The sequence below is a fragment of the Bacillus sp. NEAU-Y102 genome (assembly GCF_054788175.1).
Genome location: NZ_JBTWFK010000001.1, coordinates 516243 through 543240 on the forward strand (window position 1 = coordinate 516243; position 26998 = coordinate 543240).

At 34.6% G+C, this 26998-nt stretch carries 21 protein-coding genes and 1 pseudogene; 3 read left to right on the top strand and 19 right to left on the bottom strand.

Features of this window, described 5'->3' with window-relative positions; translation table 11 throughout:
* Positions 1–128: 128 nt before the first annotated feature.
* Positions 129–530, top strand: a complete 402-nt coding sequence (locus tag ACYFX0_RS02460; protein ID WP_106081765.1) for a hypothetical protein — start codon at positions 129–131, stop codon at positions 528–530.
* Between the two features lie 40 nt (positions 531–570).
* Here the strand turns inward: ACYFX0_RS02460 and ACYFX0_RS02465 are convergent, their stop codons facing one another.
* The 10 genes and pseudogenes from ACYFX0_RS02465 to ACYFX0_RS02510 all read right to left on the bottom strand — a co-directional run bounded on the left by ACYFX0_RS02465 (position 571) and on the right by ACYFX0_RS02510 (position 13474).
* Positions 571–1290, bottom strand: a complete 720-nt coding sequence (locus ACYFX0_RS02465) for a class I SAM-dependent methyltransferase (RefSeq protein WP_000828269.1) — start codon at positions 1288–1290, stop codon at positions 571–573.
* Positions 1291–1372: 82 nt separating this feature from the next.
* On the bottom strand, positions 1373–3067 hold the full coding sequence (locus tag ACYFX0_RS02470; protein ID WP_000823457.1) for a peptide ABC transporter substrate-binding protein: 1695 nt from the start codon (positions 3065–3067) through the stop codon (positions 1373–1375).
* A 373-nt stretch (positions 3068–3440) separates the two neighbouring features.
* A pseudogene (locus ACYFX0_RS02475) lies at positions 3441–5173 on the bottom strand (peptide ABC transporter substrate-binding protein).
* Positions 5174–5479: 306 nt separating this feature from the next.
* A complete protein-coding gene (locus ACYFX0_RS02480; RefSeq protein ID WP_016077387.1) occupies positions 5480–7183 on the bottom strand; it encodes a peptide ABC transporter substrate-binding protein in 1704 nt (567 codons plus the stop codon).
* A 349-nt stretch (positions 7184–7532) separates the two neighbouring features.
* Positions 7533–8795: a dicarboxylate/amino acid:cation symporter gene (locus tag ACYFX0_RS02485; protein ID WP_001216974.1), complete on the bottom strand. Its 1263-nt coding sequence runs from the start codon at positions 8793–8795 to the stop codon at positions 7533–7535.
* A 199-nt stretch (positions 8796–8994) separates the two neighbouring features.
* On the bottom strand, positions 8995–10032 hold the full coding sequence (locus tag ACYFX0_RS02490; RefSeq protein WP_000526731.1) for an LCP family protein: 1038 nt from the start codon (positions 10030–10032) through the stop codon (positions 8995–8997).
* A 21-nt stretch (positions 10033–10053) separates the two neighbouring features.
* Positions 10054–11040, bottom strand: a complete 987-nt coding sequence (locus ACYFX0_RS02495; RefSeq protein ID WP_000376636.1) for a hypothetical protein — start codon at positions 11038–11040, stop codon at positions 10054–10056.
* A gap of 12 nt (positions 11041–11052) precedes the next feature.
* Positions 11053–11586, bottom strand: coding sequence for an RNA polymerase sigma factor (locus ACYFX0_RS02500; protein WP_000864724.1), 534 nt, complete (start codon positions 11584–11586; stop codon positions 11053–11055).
* Between the two features lie 195 nt (positions 11587–11781).
* Positions 11782–12588, bottom strand: a complete 807-nt coding sequence (locus tag ACYFX0_RS02505) for an ABC transporter permease subunit (RefSeq protein WP_001041417.1) — start codon at positions 12586–12588, stop codon at positions 11782–11784.
* Complete coding sequence (locus ACYFX0_RS02510) at positions 12581–13474, bottom strand: ABC transporter ATP-binding protein (RefSeq protein WP_000626561.1); 894 nt, start codon at positions 13472–13474, stop codon at positions 12581–12583. The genes ACYFX0_RS02505 and ACYFX0_RS02510 overlap by 8 nt, the downstream gene beginning before the upstream one ends.
* A gap of 155 nt (positions 13475–13629) precedes the next feature.
* On the opposite strand from ACYFX0_RS02510, the gene ACYFX0_RS02515 reads away from it, so the two are divergent.
* Positions 13630–14232, top strand: coding sequence for a TetR/AcrR family transcriptional regulator (locus ACYFX0_RS02515; RefSeq protein WP_460269795.1), 603 nt, complete (start codon positions 13630–13632; stop codon positions 14230–14232).
* A gap of 92 nt (positions 14233–14324) precedes the next feature.
* On the opposite strand, the gene ACYFX0_RS02520 is transcribed toward ACYFX0_RS02515, so the two are convergent.
* Positions 14325–15293, bottom strand: a complete 969-nt coding sequence (locus tag ACYFX0_RS02520; RefSeq protein WP_000187494.1) for a helix-turn-helix transcriptional regulator — start codon at positions 15291–15293, stop codon at positions 14325–14327.
* A gap of 59 nt (positions 15294–15352) precedes the next feature.
* Between ACYFX0_RS02520 and ACYFX0_RS02525 the strand changes: the two genes are divergently transcribed.
* Positions 15353–15796 carry a VOC family protein gene (locus ACYFX0_RS02525; RefSeq protein WP_000171340.1) on the top strand — a complete coding sequence of 148 codons (444 nt, stop codon included), beginning with the start codon at positions 15353–15355 and terminating at the stop codon, positions 15794–15796.
* A gap of 56 nt (positions 15797–15852) precedes the next feature.
* Here ACYFX0_RS02525 and ACYFX0_RS02530 read toward each other — a convergent pair whose 3' ends face one another.
* The 8 genes from ACYFX0_RS02530 to ACYFX0_RS02565 form a co-directional block, all read right to left on the bottom strand.
* Complete coding sequence (locus tag ACYFX0_RS02530; RefSeq protein ID WP_000719768.1) at positions 15853–16884, bottom strand: oxidoreductase; 1032 nt, start codon at positions 16882–16884, stop codon at positions 15853–15855.
* Between the two features lie 406 nt (positions 16885–17290).
* Entirely contained in the window at positions 17291–19714 is a 2424-nt protein-coding gene (gene parC, locus ACYFX0_RS02535; protein ID WP_001147460.1) for a DNA topoisomerase IV subunit A, read from the bottom strand.
* Between the two features lies 1 nt (position 19715).
* A complete protein-coding gene (gene parE, locus ACYFX0_RS02540) occupies positions 19716–21680 on the bottom strand; it encodes a DNA topoisomerase IV subunit B (RefSeq protein ID WP_001062195.1) in 1965 nt (654 codons plus the stop codon).
* A 375-nt stretch (positions 21681–22055) separates the two neighbouring features.
* Positions 22056–22469, bottom strand: a complete 414-nt coding sequence (locus ACYFX0_RS02545) for a CoA-binding protein (protein ID WP_000151394.1) — start codon at positions 22467–22469, stop codon at positions 22056–22058.
* Positions 22470–22548: 79 nt separating this feature from the next.
* Positions 22549–23790: a S1C family serine protease gene (locus tag ACYFX0_RS02550; protein ID WP_106081767.1), complete on the bottom strand. Its 1242-nt coding sequence runs from the start codon at positions 23788–23790 to the stop codon at positions 22549–22551.
* Positions 23791–23993: 203 nt separating this feature from the next.
* Complete coding sequence (locus ACYFX0_RS02555) at positions 23994–24671, bottom strand: response regulator transcription factor (RefSeq protein WP_001044679.1); 678 nt, start codon at positions 24669–24671, stop codon at positions 23994–23996.
* Positions 24672–24689: 18 nt separating this feature from the next.
* On the bottom strand, positions 24690–25142 hold the full coding sequence (gene nrdG / locus ACYFX0_RS02560; protein ID WP_000867078.1) for an anaerobic ribonucleoside-triphosphate reductase activating protein: 453 nt from the start codon (positions 25140–25142) through the stop codon (positions 24690–24692).
* On the bottom strand, positions 25139–26995 hold the full coding sequence (locus tag ACYFX0_RS02565) for an anaerobic ribonucleoside triphosphate reductase (RefSeq protein ID WP_106081768.1): 1857 nt from the start codon (positions 26993–26995) through the stop codon (positions 25139–25141). The genes nrdG and ACYFX0_RS02565 overlap by 4 nt, the downstream gene beginning before the upstream one ends.
* Positions 26996–26998: the final 3 nt, after the last annotated feature.

The window sequence follows — 26998 nt, forward strand, 5'->3', positions numbered from 1 at the left end:
TCCTCCTTATATATCCTCTTCTTATATTTCCCCTTTCCTATAACAATTATGATAGATAGGGCATTCGTACAAGCCGCACTTGTCCCCCTTACATATCGTATTACTGTAATGCGGAAGGAGGAAAGAACATGCATAGACAAAAATGTTATGATACATGCCGACGTTACTTCGGAAAAGTTGTTCGGATTGAAGACCGTGATGGCCGTATACATTTAGGTAAAATAATCGATGTGACACAAAGCTCTGTATGGATCGAACCGGTGCAACAGCGCTCATCTTTTGATTCAGGATTCGGATACTACGACGCTTATGCAAACGGTGGTTGTGACCTTTGCGGCGGCCTTAGCAGATGTGATAGTTGCGGATTTGGATGCGGTGGCGGTGGTGGATTCAGCAGCTGCGGCTGTGGTGGGCGTGGTTGTAGTAGTTGTGGTTGCGGCGGCTGGGGTGGCGGCGGTTGTGGCTGGGGTGTTGAACTCGGATTTGGTTTCATCTTCGGAATTGCATTAGCTGCATTATTTTTCATTTAACATAGTAAAGAGTTGACTACCTTTAGCCAACTCTTTTTCTTTATTTTTCACATATAAAAATACGATGCCCTAAAATATGTTGGTACATAAGCCGTACATTTTCATGCTGTACCCATGCCTCATATAACTCATTTGGAATATGTGAGGATACATTCCATTCCGGCTCTTCTACATAGCTTGAGATCGTTTCTGCAATTGTACCACCGCCAGCAATTGTAATTCTTTTAAAATTTGCTTTCTGAAATAATTGTACCCATTCATTCTCAGTTAATAGTTCTTTCATGCCATATAATTGAGCTATTTTTTCTTCCTCACCCTTATCAATGTGCCTATCAATAATCATTTCAATAACAACAAGCTTACCGTCCTGCTGTAATACACGGTAACACTCCGAGATAGCTCTTTCTTTCTCTGTAAAAGCGATGATTGATTCTCCAAGTACGAAATCAAATGAGTTATTCAAACAAGGTAATTGCTCTACATTTCCTTCAATTAATTGTATATCTAATCCTTCAAACAACCATCTATCTTTTGCCTTTTGAATCATAATTTTATTCTTTTCAACCGTTGTTACTTTATAACCAAGTTCCCTTGTCATATACGCCGCTGTTTTCCCTGTTCCACAACCTATCTCAAGAACATTCGATCCATGTCTAAAAGGCAGTTGTGCTAGCAATTGTTTTGTTAACGTAAACCCGCCAGGATGAGCACTTCCTATTCCGTAATAAGCTAGGAAATCGATGTATGTGTTTCGTTTCATGGGATTCTCCCTTTTTTATTTTATATATTCGAGGACGGAAGAAAAGTGCATAGAAAAAGGGGCGTATTGTACGCCCCTCATCTTACTTATCCTCTGTAATATATGCCCATTTATAGCTATAGTCTCCACCAACTGGATGATGAACGATACCTTTTACTTTAGGTCTTTGAACGATAGCATCACCACGTTGATATAATGGTGCAATTGCTGCATCTTCCAGTAACATTTTCTCCGCTTTCAGTAAGCTATCCCAACGATCTTTCGTTTTCGTTAATAGCTCGCCTTTACCTTTTTGCACAATTTCATCATATTTAGGATTTGAATATCCTGTTTGGTTATGAGGACCATTTGTAACGAACATATCAATGAATGTCATTGGATCTAAGTAGTCAGGGCCCCAACCAGCGTAAGATAAATCATAATCTAGATCTGATTCTAATTTTAACTTTTGTTTAAATGGCTGGTTTTTCAAATTCACTGTTAAGCCTGGTAAGTTTTTCTCAAGTTCTCCTTTTAAGAATTCTCCTACTTTTTTCGCACCATCACCATCATAGTTTAATAGTTCTACTGTAATTGCATCTTTTCCAAGTTCTTTTTTCGCTTTTTCCCAATGCTCTTTTGCCTTTTTCACATCTGTTTTTAAAATATCTCCATTTTCTTTACGGAAGTCTTTTCCATCTGGGCTCTTAGCAAATTCTTTTGGTACTAAGTAATCTGCAGGTGTAGAACCATCATTTAAAATTACATTCGTTAAGCCTTTTTTATCATACGCTTTTGCAATCGCTAAACGTAAATCTTTGCTCTTTAGCACTGTATCTTGCCCACCACGTTTTTGGTTTAAGCGTAAGAAGTACGTTGACGGTGTTTTTTGTGTAAAGAAATCGGGGCTTGATTTATATTTGTCAACAAATTCAGATGTAAGTCCTGAGCGATCAATTTGTCCACTTTCATATAAATTGACACGTGTACCGCTATCTTTTACCACATTAAAGTTAATTTCTTCCAACTTAACTGTTTTATTATCCCAGTATTGTGCATTTTTCTTTAACTTCCAACCTTCTTCATGTTTCCAGTCTGTTAATGTAAATGGTCCGTTGTATAACGTTGTATCTGCTTCTAAACCGTACTTTTCTCCTTTTTCTTTTACAAACTTCTCGTTTAATGGATAAAATGTTCCAAATGAAGTTAATTCTACAAAGTAAGGAACTGGATTTTCTAATTCTACTTCTAACGTATAGTCATCTACAGCTTTTACTCCTAACGTATCTAGTTCAGCTTTTCCTTCATTAATCGCTTGTGCATTTTTTAAATCAAACATAATGTATGCATATTCTGCTGCTGTATTTTTATCTATCGCACGTTTCCAAGCAAACACGAAATCTTTTGCTGTTACAGACTCTCCATTTGACCATTTTGCATTTTTATTTAATGTAAATGTATATTTTTTACCGTCATCACTCTTTTTATATGATTCAGCAACCCCTGGTGTTGCTTTATTATCTTTATCAAGTCTATACAAACCTTCCATTACGTTGTTTAAAGCGAGAAACGATACTTGGTCTGTCGCTTTAGCAGAGTCCATAGATGGAATCTCTTGAGACTCTGTTAAATTAAGCACTTGCTTCGCCGCTAGCTTTCCGCCTTCTTTTTCACCGCTTTTTGGTGTTGTGCTTGCTTTATCTTTTTCCCCAGATCCAGAGCAAGCTGTTAATGCCATACTCATTACTAGAACTGGTGCTACTACCGCTGTTAATTTTTTCATCTTTTTTCTCTTCATTTTTGTACCCTCCCCAATTATATGTACGCTATTAACATTTAGAGATTCCCTACTAACTTTCGTTATCAGAAAATTCTTATTAATTAATATTCTACTGTTTTTTCTAGTTTTGTAAAGTATTTTTGTAAATTTTCTAAAAATTTATTTTTTTATGATAGTAACTTGTTGTTTTAACTACTATATGAATTATCCCCCGTCTACTATATGTAAACATCCATTCCCTTATTCCACTCTATTACTACGTTCTATATTTTTCTTATTAGCATGAGGTCTCTTACTATCATTCATCTTTCTTACTACTTACTGACCTCTCTAATTTCCTCGGATAGAACCTTCTTTATTACCTATCCGATTCTCAATAGGCTAACGAGATTTATTCCCTTATACATACTAAAAAGCATTTCACTTTATTTTTTCCGCCATCCTCAGTTACATACGCCCACTTAAAGCTATATTCTGAACTGATGTTATGTTTCACAATTCCTTTTACATTCGGTTTCATTACGTACGATCTTCCTGTTTGATATAAAGGAACTAACCCTGCATCTTCTTCAAGGAATAATTTCTCAGCTTTCCCTAACGTTTCCCAGCGTTTTTTCGCATCACTCATTAATTCATTACCTGCTTTTCCTACCATTTCATCGTATTTTGGATTTGAATAACTCATTTGGTTGTACGGGCTCTTCGATTCAAACATATCAATAAATGTCATTGGATCCGCATAGTCTGGACTCCAACCTGCATAAGAAATTTCATAATCTTGCGCAGTTTCTAATTTTAATTTTTGTTTGAACGGCTGAATTTTCGTATTAATTGTTGCACCTTTTAAATTTTTCTCAATTTGATCTTTTACATAGTCAGCAATCTTTTTCGCAGTTCCATCATCATAGCTTAGCAATTCAATTGTAACTTGATCTTTTCCAAGTTCTTTTTTCGCTGCTTCCCAAGCTGCTGCACCTTTTTTCGGATCATATTTTAGACCATTTTTAAATGCATCTTGGTAATTTTCACCATAAGGCCCTGTCGCAAGCCCTTTTGGTACTAATTGATCTGTTGCTTTTGAACCGTTATTTAAAATAACGTTCGCTAAGCCTTTTTTATCAACTGATAATGCAATTGCTTCACGAAGTTTTTTGCTCTTTAAAGGCGTATCTTTTCCGTTACGTTTTTGATTTAAACGTAAGAAGAATGTACTTGATTCCGCATACTCACCATATTCTTCTTTGTTCGATTTATATTTATCTACAAACTCTCCTGATAGTAATGTAAAATCAATTGATCCTGTATCATATAAGTTTACTTTCGTTGCAACCTCTTTTACTACACTATAGTTAATTTCTTCTAATTTCACAGTCTTTTTATCCCAGTACTTATCATTTTTCTTTAGCTGCCAACCTTGTTCATGTTTCCATGAAGACATAACGAACGGTCCGTTATACAACGTTGTATCTGCTTCTAAACCGAACTTATCTCCTTTTTCTTTTACGAACTTTTCATTTAAAGGATAGTACGATAGGAATGCCATTAAATTCAAGAAATACGGTACTGGCTTTTCTAATTCTACTTCTAGTGTATAATCATCTACCGCTTTTGCTCCTAAATCTGTTAGAGGTTTTTCACCTTTATTAATTGCTTCTGCATTTTTAATATAGAAAGCGATAAACGCATATTCTGCCGCTGTATTTTTATCAAGTAAGCGTTGCTATCCATATACGAAATCTTTCGCTGTTACAGGATCACCGTTTGACCATTTTGCATCTTTACGTAGTTTAAATGTATATTTTTTGCCATCCTCGCTTTTCGTACTAGACTCTGCCGCTGCTGGAATTGGCTTATTATCTTTATCAAGGCGATATAGGCCTTCCATCGTGTTCCCTAAAATTTGCGCACCTAATGTATCAGTAGATTTAGAAGTATCCATCGTCGGAATTTCTTGGTTTTCCGTACGATTTAATACTTGTTTCGCTGCATATTTAATATCAGATTTTTTTCTTCCCCACTATTTGATGTAGTAGTCGTTTTCTTTTCCCCTCCTGATCCAGAACATGCTGTCAATGCAACACTCATCGCTAAAACTGGTATTACAACTGCCGTTAACTTTTTCATTTTTTCTCTTCATTTTTGTACCCTCCCTAATTATATGTACATTACCAACCCTTGAGAGACCCCTTACTAAAGACTTTTTTTAGAAGATTACAACTAATGTCATTCTACTCTTTTTTCCCTAATTGCAAATATTTTCATTTTGAATATTCTGATTTTTTTTTAGTAGGATTTATCTCCCATCTACTATATGTACATACTATACACCTTATTCTCCTCTATTTAACCATACTAAAAATTAGTATTTTAAGCTCACAAAAAAAGCATTTAAAAGTAGCTAAGCCACTTTTAAATGCTTTTTCAACTCTATTATTTTTCAGTTACATATGCCCACTTAAAGCTGAATTCTGGACTGATATTGTGTTTTACTACACCTTTTACATTTGGTTGTAAAACATAAGAATCTCCACGTTGGTATAAAGGTACAATCGCTACATCTTCTTCAAGTAATGTTTTTTCAGCTTTTCCTAACTCTTCCCAACGTTTTTTCGCATCACTCATTAATTCCGTCCCAGCTTTTTTCACCATGCCGTCATATTTAGGGTCAGAGAAGCTCATTTGGTTATGTGAATGTCCAGTCTCAAACATATCTAAGAACGTCATTGGATCTGCATAATCCGGATTCCATCCGCCATACGAAATATCATATTGTTGTTCAGTTTCTAATTTTAGTTTTTGCTTAAATGGTTGAAGTTTAATATTAACTGTTACACCTTTTAAGTTTTTCTCAATCTGATCTTTAATATATTCGCCAACTTTTTTCGCATTACCAGTATCGTAGTTTAAGAATTCGATTGTAACTTGATCTTTTCCAAGTTCTTTTTTCGCTTCTTCCCAAGCTGCAGCAGCTTTTTTAGGATTTGGTTTCAAACCGTTTTTAAATGTTTCTTGGAAATCTTTACCGTCTGGTCCCGTTGCTAATCCTTTTGGTACTAAGAAGTCAGCTTCTTTTGATCCATCATTTAAAATTACATTTGCTAAATTCTTTTTATCAATTGATAGCGCAATTGCTTCACGTAATTTTTTGCTCTTTAATGGCGTGTCTTGTCCATCACGTTTTTGGTTCATACGAATGAAATACGTACTCACTTGTGAATATGTGCCAAATTCATCTTTCTTGCTTCTATATTTATCAACGAACTCTCCATTTAATAAAGCAAAGTCAACTTGACCGCTATCATATAGATTGACTAAAGTTGCAGCCTCTTTAACAACACTAAAGTTAACTTCTTCAAGTTTTACAGTCTTTTTATCCCAATATTGATCATTTTTCTTTAATTGCCATCCTTGTTCATGCTTCCAATCTTTAAGAACGAACGGTCCGTTATAGACAGTTGTATCAGCCTCTAAACCGAACTTCTCGCCCTTTTCTTTAACGAACTTTTCGTTTAATGGATAATATGATGGGAATGCTACTAAATTTAAGAAGTACGGTACCGCTTGCTCTAACTCAACTTCAAGTGTAAGATCATCTACCGCCTTCACACCTAATTCAGTTACAGGTTTTTCTCCTTTATTTACTACTTCTGCATTTTTAATCGGGAATGCAATAAATGCATACTCAGCAGCCGTTTTTGGATCTAACAGACGTTGCCAAGCATATACGAAATCCTTTGCAGTTACTGGATCTCCATTTGACCATTTTGCATCTTTACGTAGTTTGAACGTATATTTTTTACCATCTTCACTTTTCGTACTAGATTCTGCCGCTGCTGGAATCGGCTTATTGTCTTTATCAAGACGATATAAACCCTCCATCGTATTACCAAGCATTTGTGAAGATACTGTATCAGTTGATTTAGAAGAATCCATAGTTGGAATTTCTTGTGTTACTGTTCGATTCAGCACTTGTTTCGTTGCTAATTTTTCCCCTGACTTACTATCTCCACCAGAGCTAGAATTTGTGCTTGTCTTCTTATCTCCACCTGATGTAGAACATGCTGTTAACGCCATGCTCATTGCTAAAACCGGTGCTACAACTGCTGTTAGTTTTTTCATTTGTTTCTTTTTCATTTTCTGTACCCTCCCTAATTCTAAACGATAGCTATTCAACAATTTTCTGATAATTCTGTTTTTCTCTATATATTTATCAGACGATTCTTACTACTTCTTATTCTACTAATTTTTTAAAATTTGTAAAGTATTATTATTGAAAATTTTTAAAAAATTATTTTCTTACAGTAATATTCATAAAAATTCCATATGATCTTCAAATTCTATTTCTCTTTCATATAAATGTACCACTTTAATGGTATTTATCATATTTACACATTAAATATCTATGAGCTCTTGTTAATAAATAATGTATATTTTTAGAAACTCCTTTCCTACAAAAATAAAAAAAGTCAGCAAAACTGACTTTTTACCCGGCTATTTTTTCTCTTTTCATTTCCTCTATTACTTTCGTATACTTCTCATCATCAAATTCATTTTCACTTTTTGCAACAACTACAGTTGCAATACCGTTACCAATTAAATTAACGATAGCACGTGCTTCTGACATGAAACGATCTACACCAAGTAATAGCGCTAAACCTTCTAATGGGATAACATTCATTGCAGATAAAGTAGATGCTAGCACAATAAAACCTCCACCAGTTACTGCTGCTGCACCTTTAGATGTAACTAATAAAATAGCTATTATAGTTAATTGTTGACCTAGTGAAAGATCGACATGAAAGACTTGAGCTAAAAATATAGTAGCCATCGATAAATAAATTGTCGTTCCATCTAAATTAAATGAGTATCCTGTCGGAATGACTAAACCTACTACTGGCTTCGAACACCCCAAGTCTTCCATCTTTGTCATCATTCGCGGCAGTACTGATTCTGATGACGATGTCCCGAGAACAATGAGTAATTCTTCTTTAATGTGAGCTAAATATTTCCACAAACTAAATTTGTACAGTTTACAAATAAAATTTAAAACAATAAAAACAAATAATGCCATTGTCGCATATACACAAATCATTAATTTGCCAAGTGGTATGAGCGTGCTTAAACCATACTTCCCAATTGTAAATGCCATCCCACCGAATGCTCCAACCGGTGCTAATTTCATTACAATTGATAAAATGTTAAAAAATACTTTCGATAATCTTTCAAAAAAGTCAATAACCGGTTGTCCATTTTTCCCTAACATCGTTAACCCTGCGCCGAATAAAATGGAGAAGAACAGAACTTGTAAAATATCACCTTTGGCGAATGCTTCAAACATGTTAGACGGCACGATATGTAAAAAGAAATCCATCCATTTCATTTCTTGTCCGCTTTGTACATATTGCGAAACATCTCCGCCCTTTAGTTTTGAGGGATCTAATCCGTCTCCGGGACGCACAACATTCGCTACGATGATACCAATAATTAAAGCCGCTGTTGTAACAATTTCAAAATATAATAGTGCCTTCCCACCAACACGGCCTACCTTTTTCATACTTCCCATACTTGCAATACCGAGCACAATTGTTAAAAAGATAATCGGTGCAATAACCATTTTAATCATATTGATGAATGTTTCACCAATTGGCTTCATTTGTTGTCCAACACTCGGCCAAATTGCCCCTACTGCAATACCACAAATAATGGCCACAATAACTTGGAATGTTAAATTCTTTGCAATTCTCATTTTTGCTACTCCCCTGTATTTTCATTTCTCCCAAACTATTTTAAGCAATAACATTTATTCTATGTGATAGCCCCCTTGCTATTTAACTTAAACCACAATTTTATGTTACACTATTATCTTTAATTTGAAAATAGTATATAACATTTAAAAATAAATGACATACTATTATACACAATAAAAAGCAGACATTACGTCTGCTTTAATTCTCCTCAATTTGCTTTTCACTTAACCCTAGATGTGTTCTAAGAGTATTACTCAAACTCTGCAAATCTTTTTTATTAGGATTATAATAATATACACGTTGCCCATTTGGACCATTAGGTAAATATAAATCATCACCAGCTAGTTGTATTTTTTCAACTGAACCGTTTAAACCGTATTTATAAAAAGATAAAATATCATCCATTACTAAGTTTGTTTTAAAATCGTCGTCAACTGCCTCAACTATTTTTTCTAGCTTCGTAATCGATCCTACACTTTTTAATTTACTTAAAATCGATTCAATAACAAGTTGTTGCCTCTGCCCTCTCATCGCATCACTATCAATATGGCGCGTTCTTGCTAGTGCAAGTGCTTCTTCCCCATTTAATTTTTGCAATCCTTTTTTCAAATGAATCGCATCAGGTTCATCTTTACTATTTTGCTCCGTAAATTCAACTGGGACATCTACTTCAATACCATCTAACCCATCAACAATTTTAGTAAAGGAACCAAAATTAAATTTCACAAAATAATCAACGGGCACCTGTAACAATTTTTCTACCGCTTCCACAGAAGCTTGCGGTCCTCCATCTTTACCATTTTTAACGAAACCACTTCCATATGCATGGGTTATTTTATCTTTTTTCTTTTCAACTGGAACGTATGTATATGTATCACGCGGTATGCTCGTTAATTTCACTGTTTTATCGTCTTTATTAAAAGTCGCTAACAATAATGCATCTGTATGAAATGCACCATTATACTCCTTTTGTCGTTCTTGATTTTCATCAATTCCCATAATTAAAAGTGAAACATGATTTGCAATTGGCTTTACAGATTTCTCACGTAAATTGGATTTTTCACCTCGTGCTAAATTCAAATTAGATTTTTGTACGAGACTAGAAGTTTTCATATATACATAGGCTCCATAGCCAATTCCACCAAATAGCAATACCGCTAGTAGTAAACTTATTATCGTTTTCTTTTTATATTTTTGCTTATTTTTCTCTTCTCTTAAAGATGAATGATTCCCCATTTACTCTCCTCCTGTTTCTATTCATCCAATATGTTTTTCATATTTAGCGCTATCCTTTTGAAACATACTTTCTTTCAATCCCTTATCTATTTGTATCCATTCTGTCGTAAGTGAATATTGAATCAAGCCTTCTTGAAAACTAAGAAATTTCAACATAATCCCTGTATTTTTCTCCACAACCATTTCGAATTTCCCTCTTAAATCTTCAGAGGTGCTAACAGGCATCTCTATATTGATGACTCCTTCAATTTTGTAACAATCTAATCCAAGATATTTCGTTTCTTTATAATTCCAATCTTTATATCGAATTAACAAATCTGCGAATTCTGATTGAATACTATATTTCGCTAGTCCTACATATTCATCATCATATCGCTTTTTTTCACCTGATTTTCTCAATAACCTTTCCGTAGGATTTAACTTTAATAATTCATTGTTTCTTTCTTTCGGGTTCCATTTTGTCTCTTTATAGGTATACTTCTCATCATCAAACTCTTTTTTCTTGCCCTCGTTATATATAATTGTTCGTTTTTTCGCTAGTTTATCTTCTTTCGAAGAGATACCTCTTTGTTTTTCCGTATCAATTGCATACTTATATGTTGTAGCAATTCTTGATGAGCTAGAATATTCCTCAAATTGTCCTGAACTATTTTTAAAATAATCAATAGAATCTAGCATCTTTTGATGAATCTTTTCTTTATCTGGATAATGTACATTTGATTTTATTTCTTCTTCATTTTCATAATCAGAAAACGCTTTTTTCTTTACATATTCAAACACTCCACCGTTTTGCGCGAAACTTTGTATAGAAAACTCAGACATAGATACCACTGAAAGTATACAAACCGCTGCACTAATTATCATCATATGGATTTTGTAACTCTTCTTTTTTACCTGAAGATTATGTAGTGTACCATTAATCTTCTCATTTAACTCTGGAGGTACTATAACATTTTCATTTTTTATTCTCTTTTTTAATTTCTCATCAAATAATTTTTCACTATCCACCCTTTACACCCCCTATTCCATCTTTAATCGTTTTTGTAGTTGTTCCCTCGCACGCGATAATCTTGATTTCACTGTTCCTTTCGGTATTTCTAACAGCTTCGCAATACTATCTTGATTCATATCTTCATAGTAATAAAGCACCGTAACAGCTCTTAATTCTTCATGTAACGATTGAATCGCATTATACAAATCTATATCTTCATACTGATCACACGCACTCATATTGTAATCATTCTCTTCTGTCACAATTACATTTTTATACGCTCTAATAATATTGTTACACTCATTCATTAAAATTCGAATTAACCAAGTTTGAAAAAACTCTTCTTTTTTTAGTTTTTTTATATTTTCATAAGCTTTTAAAATTGTTGTCTGTATCGCGTCCTCTATATTTGTCTCATCACGTAACATCGCCTTTGCTATTCGATACATCTTCACTTTTTCTGTATGTATAAGCGTTATAAAGGCTTCATGATCGCCTTTTTTCGCTAAAGAAACATCGGTTTCTTCTTTTATAATCATTTTATATAAAGGGATTACTTTCACAATTGCTCCTCCTGTTTCATCCTCACTTCAAATTTAACTTTACATGTATTAGACGTAGGAACCTAGGAAAAGGTTCATTTTTTTGAATATTTTTGTAAATAAAAAGACAAATATCCTTTATAAGTGTTATGTAATAAACATACTAGATTTAATTTACAAATAAAAAAAGCCCACTTTCTCAGTGGACTTTCTACTTTACAACGGTAAATCCCTCTTCTTAAAAACTACAATTGCTACTATGAAAATACAAAGTGCTCCAGCAGTTAAACCTATACTTACCGGCCATATATTATACGTTCCTTCAGCAATTTCTTTCGGATGAAACAGCGTGAATAATGATAGACTTCTCATCCACTCTAACTTATCACTTAATTTACCTACCATATCCAATACGAAAAATAAGATAGTTAAACTCGCTGAATAACTTAGTGCCTTTCTTTCGTCATTACATATACAAGAAAAGAAAAATGAATACGCACTAACGACTAAAAATATGAGCCCTCCGACTACATTTATCTTCAAAAATAATTCTTTATTTAAGTTATTATCTTGTAAAAACCATTCTGCACCTACTAACCCAGCTACATACGTAACAGATACAATAATCAGAAGTCCCAATATGAGAACAGCAGCTTGTGTAATAGCAATTTCCACTCTAGATACAGGTGTTGCTAACAAGTATGCCATTGCTCCTTTATCTACATGACGAGCAATTAAATGTGTTGCAACTGTTACACAAAAAATTGTTAAAATGATAATAAACAATAGACTATAGTATTCACCAGCTAAAAAATCCATTACGTTTTGAATCGGACTTTCCATACCAACGATTTTTTTCACACTATCAGGCATGGCAGCTATTAGTTCATTTAGCCCTTTCGCTGATACCATTGACGGGAATATCCAAATTAATAACCACAAATATAAAGCCGCACCAAACGCATAACTCAAAATATTTTTTTGTGTTTCTTTCAAACTAGCTAAAAATAATTGCTTATTCATGCGTTACCCCTTCTTTCTTATCGTAATAATGCATAAATAAATGTTCTAAATCCATCGCTCTCGTTTGAAGTGCCGTTACATTATAGTTTGAAATTGTTTGTAAAACAGTTTGATAGTTTCCTTGTACAATGATAGATGCCTCTCTACCTTTTACCACTTCAAATTGCAAATTACACTTTGTAAGAGATTCAATCTCTTCTTGCGATGATACGGTTACATCTATTACCTGTCGTCTCATACTTTGTAAATCGTGAATATTTTCAACCGTTACGAGTCGACCATCTTTAATAATCGCTACTCGATCACACGTACGCTCAATTTCAGTGAAAATATGTGATGACATTAGGATTGTTTTTCCTCTTTGCTTTTCCTCTAATATTAATTCTATAAATACTTGCTGCATAAGTGGATCAAGTCCAGATGTTGGTTCATCTAAAATTAACACCTCTGGATCGTGCATAAATGCAGCAACTATCCCCACTTTTTGCTTCATTCCTTTAGACATTTTGCGAATCGGTGTTTTCACATCAAATTGCAGACGATCTATCAGTTCATCTCGTCTTTTCGTATCCTTTAATCCACGCATTCCTTGCATTAATTTTAAAAACTCTAATCCGTTCATTCCTTCAATAAAAGAAATTTCACCCGGTAGATAACCAACTTCCCTTTGAATTTTCGCTGCTTCATTCCAACAATCTAATCCAAAAATTGTCGCTTTACCAGCTGTCGGTTTTATAAATCCCATTAAATTACGAATCGTCGTTGATTTCCCGGCACCATTCGGTCCTAAATAACCAAATACTTCTCCCTCTTTTACATCAAATGTAATATGAAACAAACCTTTTCCATTCGAAAACTGTTTTGTGACATCCTGAACTGAAATCATAATTCCACCTCATTTTTTGAAATATTTAATATGTGATATTTCAAAATCATTGTACTCCTCATCTTTCATATTCGCAACAACTTTTTGAAATATTTATTAGTCCATATTTCAAAATTATTGTTTTCCATTATTTTTTCTTGTATATTTTAAGTGAGGTGATTGCATTGAACGGATTTGAAAGAGTAAAAGAAAAGAAAAAACGTGCCATTAAAGAAGCAGCATTCGTATTATTTTCAGAACGTGGATTTAATGAAGTGAAAATAGAACATATTGCAAAAGAAGCGAACGTTTCTCAAGTTACAATTTATAATCATTTCGGAAGTAAAGATGCGTTATTTAGGGAGCTTATACAAGAATTTATCATATCTGAATTTCAATATTATAAAGAGCTTGCAGAAGAAAAATTACCTTTTCATGATATGATGCAAAAAATGATTGTAAGAAAAATGAATACTGGCGGGCTATTTCAACCTGATATGTTACTACAAATGATGCAAAGGGACGAAGAACTCCGGAAGTTTATTTATAGTTATCAAAATGAAAAAATCCTGCCCTGGTATTTAGAAATATTAGAACGAGCGCAGCGCAAAAACGAAATTAATCCTCACCTTACTAAAGAAATGATGTTACTTTACATTCAAATGTTTACAAAATTAGGTGATGAATTTGGAACACAACTTCTTGAAGGAGATCGTGAAAAACATATACAAGATATCGTTACGATGTTCTTTTATGGACTCTCCGTCCCAGAAAAATAATTTTTCTAAAGAACAAATAGAATTACCAAAAAGCCCTTTGGATATTTAAATCGCAAGGGCTTTTTCATATCAAAAAATGTCTAAAACTAACTTTATCTTAAAGAAGTTAAATGCTTCTTTATAGATAACACCTTATTATAGATTAACTCTTTTAGCATAACAGGCTGAATTGAAATAATCGTTTCACCGAAATTCAGAAAATAATTTGAAATAAAATCAAATTCTTGCTTGTTAAAATAGCCTGTTATAATGTAATTTTCATTTTCCTTTTGCATCCTCATGGAAGGGTAATTCTCTTTATCAAAAATGTCTTTTCCTTTTTGATTAACAATGACGCTAAAATTAATTGCATCCGGCTTTCTGTGAAAAGTAGTAAGATAACTTAATAATTCTTCAAGATTTTTTGGATTAATATTGCTCGTTTCCACAATAGAAAGAATTTTATCACATCTAATTATTTGAACATTATTCGTCTCAAAATTAAAGATTTTAGCATACCACTGGCCAAATTTAGATTCTATTCGAATAAATTGGGCAACCAATGCTTTCTCCTCACCTTTTTTTAAATATGTTAAATGATAAACTCGCTCAGCAAAAATCCCCTGTAAAATTTCTTTTAAGAACGGACTAAAATTACTATGATTTGTTACTTCAAAGGAAAGCGTTCGTTCCATAATTGAAATATTTTTACTCACATTATCAGGTAATACATGTTTAAATTTATTTTCAAGCGCAATACTTTCTACATTAAATGGTTTTGTCTTGTATCCATTTAGCGTAAGAATTGAAAAATATAAGGCATACATTTCATCCACACTAAAATAAATTGGCGATAAAACACTATTTTCTATAATTTTATAACTTCCATTTCTACCCAATTCAGAATATATGGGTACACCTATTTCTTCCAATGATTGAATATCTCGCAAAGCGGTACTTTTAGAAATATCATATCTAACCATTAAATCTTTTAAATTAAAATATCTTTTATTATTTAAGAAAATAAGCATATCATTTATTCGTTCCGTTTTTTTCATATTTCCCTCCCAAAAAGGTGTCATGTATTGAAACCCTTTTAATCTATATTATAATTATCAACTAATAAAGGAGTTATATATTTATGACATTAGAAATAGCTATTTTTCTTTCAATGAATGGGCAAGCAAAGGAGGCGATTAACTTTTATACACGTCATTTAGAAGCCAAAAAGTTAATGGTTGTTACGTATGAAGAACTGGCGAAAAGAGATAGTTCTTTTAAAATTAAAAGTGAAAATAAAGATCATATTGCTCACTCTGTTTTACAAATTGGGAATACAAAGCTAATGATAGCAGAAGATACAATGAAGCCTAATGAACGTTATAACGTTGGAAATAACATGTCACTTTGCATTCAAAGCGCTAATTTAGAAGAAATACAAAGGTTTTATAATAATTTAATTTCCGATAAACATGTGAAAATAATCTCTCCCCTAGAAAAAAATATATTTAGTGAAGCATATGGTATTATTGAAGATCCTTATGGCATACAAATCCAATTAATGTATGATAAACGACTAAACTAAATAATTAATCATATTCACATATTCCTAATAAAAAAGACACGAATTTCGTGTCTTTTTTATTTTATAGAAATGACTCTACCCTTTTCACTGCTTTCAATCGCTAATTGAATCAGTTTAATAACATCTAAGCCTTCTTTTGCTGTTACAGGTAGTTTCTCACCATTTAATATACTATCTCGTACACCTTTATAATAATTATCATAACAACCGACTTCTGTTGGAATGCGCTCTAAGCTTTCTTCTGTTTCTAAAGTAGCAAAATTCTCTTCATCGTCTACTCCATAACCATTATCACCTGGCTTCATTCCATTTTTTAATTGCTCTTCCTGCGAATCCATACCGTACTTCACGATAGAACCTTTCTCTCCATGCACTATAAAATGCGGTCCAGCTTTTTTCACATAACTGCTACTACGTAAAATGACACGTTTAGCTCCGTAATGCAGTACTATGTGGAAATAATCATCCACCTCTGCACCTGGTCGTTGTTTTATTACATCTGCACTTATCGCATCTGGTTTCCCAAATATTGATAACGCTTGGTCAATTAAATGCGATCCTAAATCGTATAATATACCGGAACCTGGTAGATTTTTTTCTCTCCATCGATCACGCACATGTGGACGGAAACGATCAAAATTTGATTCATATGCGTATACATTCCCTACTCTGTTTTCTCCTAACAATTTCTTAATTGTTAAGAAATCATTATCAAAACGACGATTATGATATACGCTTAACATTACATTATGCTGCTCTGCTAATGAAATAAGCTCTTCCCCTTCTTCAATTGAAACAACAAATGGTTTTTCTACAACAACATGCTTACCGTTTAAAATTGCTTCTTTTACATACGGAAAATGAGTTGTATTAGGTGATGTAATAACAACTAAGTCAACATCAGCTCGCTTCACCAATTCATCAATTGTACTAACAACATTAGCGTTTGGTAATGTTTCTTTTACTACCTCTTCTTTTGAGGATAATACAGCACGAATATCATATTCTTCTATTGTTTGTAATAGTGGGATATGAAATGTCGTACTAGAAAAACCAAATCCTACAATCCCTACACCTATTTTTTTCATGTTGCCCCTCCATTTGTCCCGCTTTAACGGGCAGTAAGATTCCTAACTCAAAATCCAGCGAAAGCTAAGAAATTAGGTGAGGAGTCAACTGCTCGTTAAAGCCCGATTGGTTCAACTAATAATCAGTGGGGATAAAGAAAATCCCCATTGATTAAAGTTTCACTTTATGAGAACGATTTCATTCAGTTATTATAACAAGATTATTATTATTTACATAATAAATTGCCTAGAAAAAAGCATCTTGCTACTATTCATAGCAAGATGCTTTTTTTAACCCGCTTTAACGGGCAGTAAGGCTCCCGACCGCGAAGGAGTTAGATGGGAGACCAACTGCCCGTTAAAGTCCGATTGGTTCAACTAATAATCAGTGGGGATGAACAAAATCCCCACTGATTATAGTTTCACTTTACTCCGGTCGTTTTTTCGTCCACGTTTCTACTACTTCACCAGTATCATTAACATCTAGCACTAGGCTACCATTACTATACCGGTCTTTATTTCGATACGCTTTCGGATCAATCTCTTCTACAATATTTTTTTCTGTCTTCATATAAACTAATTCATCGTCCCGAACAATTTCAATACCGACAATGCGGTATGGATTACGTTTTAACTCTTTGAAAATAACAAGACCTCGTTTCGCCCTCGTTGATTTCTCAATTTCTGATGCTTTTAGACGTTTTACAGCACCGCGCTGCGTTACGAGAATAAGTTGATCTTTGTCACCATTTAACGGTTTACCAGAAGCGACATAGTCATCTTCTTTTAAATTAATTGCTTTCACACCAGCAGCTCTTACACCGACTGGACTTACTTCATCTTCATGGAAAATAAGTGCATATGCACCATGTGTAGCAAGAACGATATCACTCGTTCCATCTGTCGCAAATATATCGACAACTTCATCACCTTTTTTCAAGTTTACAGCAACGAATGCCCTTGAATAACGCTGAACTTTATATTGATTTAATTCTGTTTTCTTTATCATACCATTTCGTGTTACAAATACGATAAATCGTTTTTCTTCCTCAAAGTTCGGTACAACCGTTACCCAAATGATCGTTTCATCTCGGTCGAGTGAAACGATATTTGCAACGTGCTGACCTAAATCTTTCCAACGAATATCTGGCATTTCGTATACTGGAAGATATATATAGTTCCCTTTACTTGTGAATAAAAGAACTGTTTCAGTCGTATTCGTATCGAATCGTTCAAGTAAGATGTCACCCTCTTTCATACCGAAGTCTTTGCCGTTTGATGCATTATGTGAGCGCCATCCAGTACGTTTCACATATCCTTCTTTCGTTACAGTAACGATGACATCTTCTTGTGGAATCATCACTTCTACGTCTATTTTAATTTCTTCAATTTGTTCTTCAATAATAGCACGGCGATCATCACTATATGTTTTCTTAACTCTCTTCAAATCAGTTTTAATGACTTGAAGTAATCTTTTTTCACTTTGTAAAATTGACTGTAGCTCTAGAATTTTCTTATTAAGCTCATCTGCTTCTTCTTGTAACGCCGTAATGTCTGTATTCGTTAAGCGATATAATTGCAAGGATACAATTGCTTCTGCTTGTGCTTCTGTAAAGCCAAATTTTGCACTTAAATTATCTTTCGCATTACGTTTATCTTTTGAAGCTCGAATTGTCTCGATTACTTGGTCTAAAATCGATAATGCCTTCTTTAAACCTTCTACAATATGTTGACGATTTTCTGCTTTTCTTAATTCATATTGTGAACGTCTCGTAATAACCTCTTTTTGATGTCCAATATAAGCATCCAAAATTTTCGGTAATGTCATAAGTGTTGGACGGCGATTATTGATCGCTACCATATTAAAGTTATATGGAATTTGTAAATCTGTATTTTTATATAAATAATTTAAAATACCTTCGGCGTTTACTTCTTTCTTTAATTCAACAACGATTCGTAAACCAGTACGATCCGTCTCATCACGTACTTCAGCAATGCCATCTAACTTTTTATCTAGACGTAATTCATCCATTTTCTTTACAAGGTTTGCCTTATTCACTTCGTAAGGAATTTCAGTGATTACAATTTGTTGTTTCCCACCGCGCACTGTTTCAATTTCTGCTTTTCCGCGAATAATAATTTTACCTTTTCCTGTTTCATACGCCTTTTTAATACCATCAATCCCTTGAATAATACCGCCTGTTGGGAAATCTGGTCCTTTCATAACTGTTAATAAATCATCAACAGTACTATTTGGCTTATCAATACGCATCATTGTAGCGTCAATAACTTCTCCAAGATGATGCGGAGGAATTTCTGTTGCATAACCAGCGGAAATTCCTGTAGATCCGTTTACTAATAAATTCGGGAACGCTGCTGGTAATACAACCGGTTCTTCACTCGTATCATCAAAGTTTGACACGAATTCAACTGTTTCTTTATCAAGATCACGTAATAATTCAGATGCGATTGGTGATAAACGAGCTTCCGTATAACGCATCGCTGCCGCTGGGTCCCCATCAACACTACCGTTATTACCATGCATTTCAACTAAAACATTACGTACTTTCCAAGTTTGGCTTAAGCGAACCATTGCTTCATATACAGAGGAATCTCCATGTGGATGATAATTACCAATAACATTACCTACTGTTTTAGCTGATTTACGAAACGCTTTATCATGTACATTACCTTCTACATACATAGAATATAAAATACGTCTTTGTACTGGCTTTAAGCCATCACGTGCATCTGGAAGTGCACGATCTTGAATAATATATTTACTATAACGTGCAAAGCGGTCACCTAACACGTCTTCAAGCGGGAGGTCATGAAACTTCTCTGCTTGCATGTTATTCCACCTCCGTCTCCATAATCATTTCATTTTCTAAAATATTTCCTTCTTCTTGCATACCAAACTGTACATTACGTTCAATCCATTTACGGCGCGGTTCTACTTTATCGCCCATTAATGTTGTAACGCGACGCTCTGCTCTTGCTGCATCATCAATTTTCACGCGAATTAATGTACGCGTTTCAGGATTCATTGTTGTTTCCCATAATTGATCCGCATTCATTTCACCAAGTCCTTTATAACGTTGTAACATATAGCCTTTGCCAACTTTTTTCGTTACACCGTCTAATTCCTCATCTGACCAAGCGTATTCAATTACCTCACTCTTACCTTTCCCTTTACTTACCTTGTATAAAGGAGGAAGTGCGATAAACACTTTACCGGCTTCGATAAGTGGCTTCATATATCTGTAGAAGAACGTTAATAACAATACTTGAATATGAGCTCCATCCGTATCTGCATCGGTCATAATAACAACTTTATCGTAGTTAATATCTTCAACAGCGAATTCATTTCCTACACCGCCGCCAATTGCATAAATAATTGTATTAATCTCTTCATTCTTAAAAATATCAGCAAGCTTTGCTTTCTCCGTATTAATTACTTTACCACGCAATGGTAGTACCGCCTGAAAACGACGATCTCGCCCTTGCTTTGCTGAACCGCCAGCCGAGTCACCCTCTACTAAATACAATTCGTTTTTCTGAGGGTTACGTGATTGTGCAGGTGTTAACTTCCCGCTTAAAGTACCTTCTGATTTTTTCTTTTTCTTACCACTACGTGCTTCTTCTCTCGCTTTACGAGCAGCCTCACGTGCTTGCGCTGCTTTAACTGCCTTTCTCACAAGAAGTGTAGCTACATCCGGGTTTTCCTCTAAAAAGTAAGCTAGATGCTCTGATACAATGGCATCAATAGAAGAACGAGCTTCACTTGTACCAAGTTTCCCTTTCGTTTGTCCTTCAAACTGCAGTACTTCTTCTGGTACACGTACAGAAACGATAGCCGCTACACCTTCACGAATATCTGTACCTTCTAAATTTTTATCTTTTTCTTTTAATAATGAAACTTTACGAGCATACTCATTGAACACACGCGTCATTGCTGTTTTAAATCCAGCTTCGTGTGTTCCACCATCTTTTGTACGTACGTTATTTACAAACGAAAGAATATTTTCTGAGTAACCATCATTAAACTGGAATGCTAGTTCTGCTTCAATCCCATTTTGTTCACCAGTGAAATATACAACCGGGTGAATTGAATCTTTTTCTTCGTTTAAATATGAAACGAAAGCTTCAATTCCTGTTTCATAATGAAATATATCTTCTAAATCATTACGTTCGTCTTTTATTGAGATTTTCATTCCTTTTAATAAGAATGCAGATTCACGTAATCTCTCACATAATGTTTCATAATTGTAATTTGTCGTACTAAAAATCGTTGTATCTGGTTTGAAATGCATTGTTGTACCAGACTCTTTTGTTTTCCCGATTTTCTCTAACGTTGTTGCAGGAACGCCACCATTTTCAAAGCGTTGTTCATAAATGTTACCATCACGTTTAATTGTTACTACTAACCATTCTGACAAGGCGTTTACAACTGATGCCCCAACACCGTGTAAACCACCACTCGTTTTATAGCCACCTTGACCAAACTTACCACCTGCATGAAGTACAGTTAAAATAACTTCAGGTGTAGGTTTCCCAAGTTTATGCATTCCCGTAGGCATTCCTCGCCCTTTATCTATAACGCTAATACTATTATCTTTATGTATTACGACAGAAATTTCGTCGCCAAATCCCGCTAACGCCTCGTCAACGGAGTTATCTACTATTTCATATACTAAATGATGCAATCCACGGCTATCCGTACTCCCGATATACATACCCGGGCGTTTTCGAACGGCTTCAAGTCCTTCTAACACTTGAATCGCATCTTCATTATATTGGAACTGATGCTTCGCCAAACTCCTTGCCCCTTTCCTAATCCAAAATCAGAACATATGTTTCTATTATAGAATAACGCCTCGACTATAGTTTTGGCAAGTTATCTTATCTCTTTTATATACCATTTTCAATAGAAAAATCCTTGTTTTCTCACAAGGATTCCTCTAGGCTACTATTTCAGAAAAATAATCGTTTGTCAACGAGAAATGGATATGTATTCCAAGATTACACATTCCAAACCTTTATTATGATCCAAATGATCAAAATCCAAAATGGGATTACAAATAACAATCCCCAAAAACAGCCTTTAAAAAATCTCATGATGAACACCTCGTTCATCGGCCCTACTTATCTATAATGAGGGCTGAATCAATCTTTCTAACTTTAAGTCTATACTATTTTGTCATCGCATGTTCTACTTTAATACAACGATCCATTATTACAGTATAGTCTTTTTCTTTTAAAAGTTTATATGTATCTTCATCTTGTACTCCTAATTGTGCCCAAAAAACATCTGCATCAATCTCGACAAATTCTTTTGCAACATCCATTAAAAACTCTGAGCGACGAAATACATTTACAATGTCAACGTGTTCCTTAATATCCTTTAGTGAAGAAACTGCCTTTTCTCCAAGCACCTCATTTACTGTTGGATTAACTGGAATAATGCGGTATCCAGCATCTTGCATTGCTTTTGAAACCATATACGATGTACGTTCTGGCTTATCTGATAATCCAACAACCGCAATTGTTTTGCTTTTCTTTAACACTTCACCAATTTCCGTACGAGTTGGGTTTTCAATTGTCATAATTAATCCCTCCTATTCCTTTAGTATAGCCGATAAAGAAAGTCTCTTTCAATATGAAAGAGACTTTCTTTTATTTCGATTATTGATTCTTTGTAGCTGAATTATCTGCTAAAGTAGCTGTTTTCGTCATTTTTTGACCGTTACGGTAGAATGTGACGTCTACTTTCTCGCCTACTTTTTTCTTTTCATATAAATATTTACGGAATTGAAGTGAATTTTCTACTTTTTGATCATCTAATGCTACGACAATATCATATTGCTCTAAACCAGCTTTTTCTGCCGGTGATATTGGGTAAATTTTACCTAATACAACACCATTAGTTACTTCTTTCGGTACTTTCAATTGATTGACTGCATAAGCTTGCACATCTTCTAACGAAACGACACCTACTCCAAGAGCTGGACGTTTTACTACTCCGTCTTTTTCAAGTGATTCAATAACTGGCTTTGCGATATTAATTGGAATAGCAAATCCAATTCCTTCAACCTCTTGTTGTGCAATTTTACTTGAATTAATCCCAATTATTTCACCGTTTTGGTTAAATAATGCACCACCACTGTTACCAGGATTAATCGCTGCATCTGTTTGAATAACTTGTGCTTGCCAATCTGGGCGTTTATCCCCATCAATATCAACTGGGATTTCGCGTTCTTTACTACTGATTATACCTTCCGTTACACTTCCGTCAAATCCAAGTGGGTTACCGATTGCAATCGCTTTTTCACCCGCACGAAGTTTACTTGAGTCACCTAAAGTTGCAACTTTATTTACATTAGCCCCATCAATTTCAACAACAGCTAAGTCTAACCAAGGATCTTTCCCTACTAACTTTGCATCTACCTTTTTACCATCACTTAGCTTTACAGCAAGTTTATTCGCTCCATCTACTACGTGGTTGTTTGTTACAATATATGCTTTATTTCCTGCTTTTTTATAAATAACACCTGATCCTGAACCAGCTTGTTGTTCTTGACCTGTCGGTTGCATTGCAAATGGATCAACGCTTTGTTGCATATTAATAACGCCTACAACAACATCTTTCGCTCCTTCAATCATACCAGGTAAATCAGTTTCATTTTTCGCTTTATTTACAACAGGAACTACAGTACCTTCTACTTTTGAATCCGAACTAAATGATGATACTGGTGCTCCATTATTTTGAGCCCATGGCATATATGGTGCTGCAAAACTAATCGAAACCGCTCCGACTACAGCTCCCACTAAACCTGTGAAGAAATAGCCTTTTTTACTACCTGATTTTCTCACTTCTCTCGTTTCACTATGCTCTTCATTTAAATTTGGTCCGTCGTAATATCCCATGTTTTATTTCCCCTCTCTGGTGAATTCGTATTTTCAGTATAGTCACGTTTTGTGTCCTTCTTGTGAACTCATCGTGAAATCCAATTAAAAAAATACTCCTATCTAACATTGTAGACAAGAAAAGTATTTTTTGTACATTCTACCTTCAAAAGAGAGTATAAAATTGCCATTTTCCTAGGCTAAATTACACAAATTGTTCTAGATTATTCTTCAAATTTATAACCAACTCGAATAACAGTACCGATATGCTTCGCTTTATCTCCTAACTTATTTCGAAGTTTTTTAATATGGGTATCAACCGTTCGGTCATCACCGTAATAGTCATATCCCCATAACTGGTCTAATAAATGTTGACGTGATAATACGATTCCTTTGTTCTCCATTAAATAAACGAGAAGTTCAAATTCTTTATGTGTCAATATAATTTCTTCTCCATCTACTAAAACAGTTCTAGATAGACGATTCACTTCAATTCCAGCTAAAGACATAGCATTTTCTTCCGCTACTCCTACCGCGCCATCCGCACGTTTCAATAACGTCTTTGCACGAGCTACTAACACTTTCGGACTAAATGGTTTCGTTACATACTCGTCTGCACCTAATTCGAAACCTAGCAATGTATCATCCTCATCCGAACGTGCTGTCAACATAATAATTGGTACTGCTGATTCTTTTCTAATTCGTCTACAAACAGACCATCCATCTATTTCCGGTAACATAATATCTAACATAATTAAATCAATTTCATGCTCTGCAAATAACTCTAACGCTTTCTTTCCATCTTCTGCTTCGATTACTTCAAAGCCTTCATTACGAAAATAATCACTAACAATTTCACGTAATCTTCTTTCGTCTTCAACAAGCAATACTGTTTTATTCATATAATCTATCCCGCCTTTTTACTCTTTCAATCGAATAATACGTTGATTGGAGCTTCCGCGAAATGGAAGTGTTAAATCTTTTTTCTCAATTTCAAACCTTCCATCGACTAAAACATCCCCATAATGTAACAACTCTATCATATCATTATTTTGGGAACTCTGTATCTCTTCTAACGTATAACCTGTATACATCCATAGGTTTTTTTTCAAATCTTTCACGATTTTTGCTACCTTTTTCACTTCAGCAGCTTGAAAAAATGGATCTCCACCTGAAAATGTTACATCAGTTAATGGATTACTTGCAATCTCTTTCACAATTTCTTCTACTGTCATTTCCGTTCCGTTGCAAATATTCCACGATTTCGGATTATGGCAACCGACACAACGATGCGGACAGCCCGCAAAAAACACGACTGTCCGCAATCCTTCTCCATCTACTACACTATCATGAATAATATTCATCACTTTCATTTATGTTTCACCCGATCTATCTCTTCACTACGTTTCGCACTATTCCACTTCGACATATCTCCTACAAGATAGCCTGTTATACGGCGAATTCTTTCTATATTAGCCTCATCTTCATTCCCGCAACTTGGACATTCATTTCCAATAACCCCGTGATAACTACAGCACTTACAACGGTCAACAGGATGATTAATTGAACCGTATCCAACGCCATGTTCTGCCATGGCTTGTACAATTTGTTTTAATGCCTTTTTGTTATGCATCGCTGCTCCGTCCAGTTCAATATACGTAATGTGTCCTCCATTACAGAGAGCATGGAACGGGCCTTCTAAACGGATTTTATTTATCGCTTGAATGTTATAATAAACTGGAATATGGAATGAATTCGTATAGTAATTATGGTTCGTTATACCGCTAATCACGCCAAATTCTTCTCTATCTTTTTTCACAAACTTTCCTGATAATCCTTCTGCTGGAGTTGCAATTATCGAGAAATTCAGTTGATGTTCTTCTGTCGCTTTATCCATTCTATCTCTCATAAAGGAAATAATTTCGTACCCAAGTTTCCATGATTCTTCATCTTCCCCATGATGCTTTCCTGTTAAAGCTACTAAACATTCCGCAAGACCGATAAAACCAACACTTAACGTCCCTTGTTTTAAAATCGAAGCTACGGAGTCTTCAGGCTGCAATGCTTCTCCACCACGCCATACACCTTGTGAATATAAAAACTGAAAATCTCTTGCTCGCTTCGTACATTGATACGCAAATCTTTCTAATAACTGCTTAATTCCTAAATCTAAATAGTAGTTTAGCGCTTCAAAAAATGCTTCTTTTGAACCACTAATTAACGCTAATTTCACTAAGTTGATAGACGTAAATGATAAATTCCCTCTACCAATCGCTGTTTCTTCTCCATGTATATTAGACATAACACGGGTACGACATCCCATGTAACATACTTCACTTTCTGGTCTTCCATCATAATGCACTGCATTAAACGGAGCATCTAAAAATGAAAAGTTAGGGAATAATCGCTCTGCAGTTGTCTCTAATGCTAATTCAAATAAATCGTAATTCGGATCACTTTCTTCAAAATTCACACCTTTTTTCATCTTGAAAATTTGAATCGGAAAAATTGGTGTCTCTCCTTTACCAAGTCCAGCTTGTGTTGCTTTTAATAGTTGTTTAATTAACATTCTTCCTTCTTTTGATGTATCTGTTCCGTAATTAATAGAAATAAACGGTACTTGTCCTCCGCCCCTACTATGCATACTATTCGAATTATGAACGAAAGCCTCACACGCTTGATACGTATCATTTTCCGTTTCTTTCCATGCAAATTCTTCTATTTGTTCTTTCGTAAGCGGATATGATTGTAATCGTTTTTTATGTCTCTCAATTGTTTTTCGTACATAAGGTGCTAAATCAATATCAAAGAGTGCAAACGATTGACCGCCATGCTGCATATTTTGATTCGCTTGAAAAATAATAGACGAAAGAGCCAATGCACTTTTAATGTCTTGTGGTTGTCTCATATGTCCATGTCCAGTATGAAAACCGTTAGCAAGCATTTGCGCTAACGGAATTTGCGAACAAGTCGTCGTTCCTGTCGCATAAAAATCTAAATCATGTGGATATAATATATTTTCATTTATCGCTTTTTTCACTTGATCTGACAATAAATTCTCAACAGCATAATATTTTGCACTCTCAGATGCGAACGTTCCCATTACACCCATTGGAGAGCGGCCGTCTACATTTGCATTTTCTTGCATTAAATCTTGTTCATTGCCGTGGACTATCGTCTCGAACACTTTCATTAATTCTTCTCCACATGTATTATTTTGTAACATTTA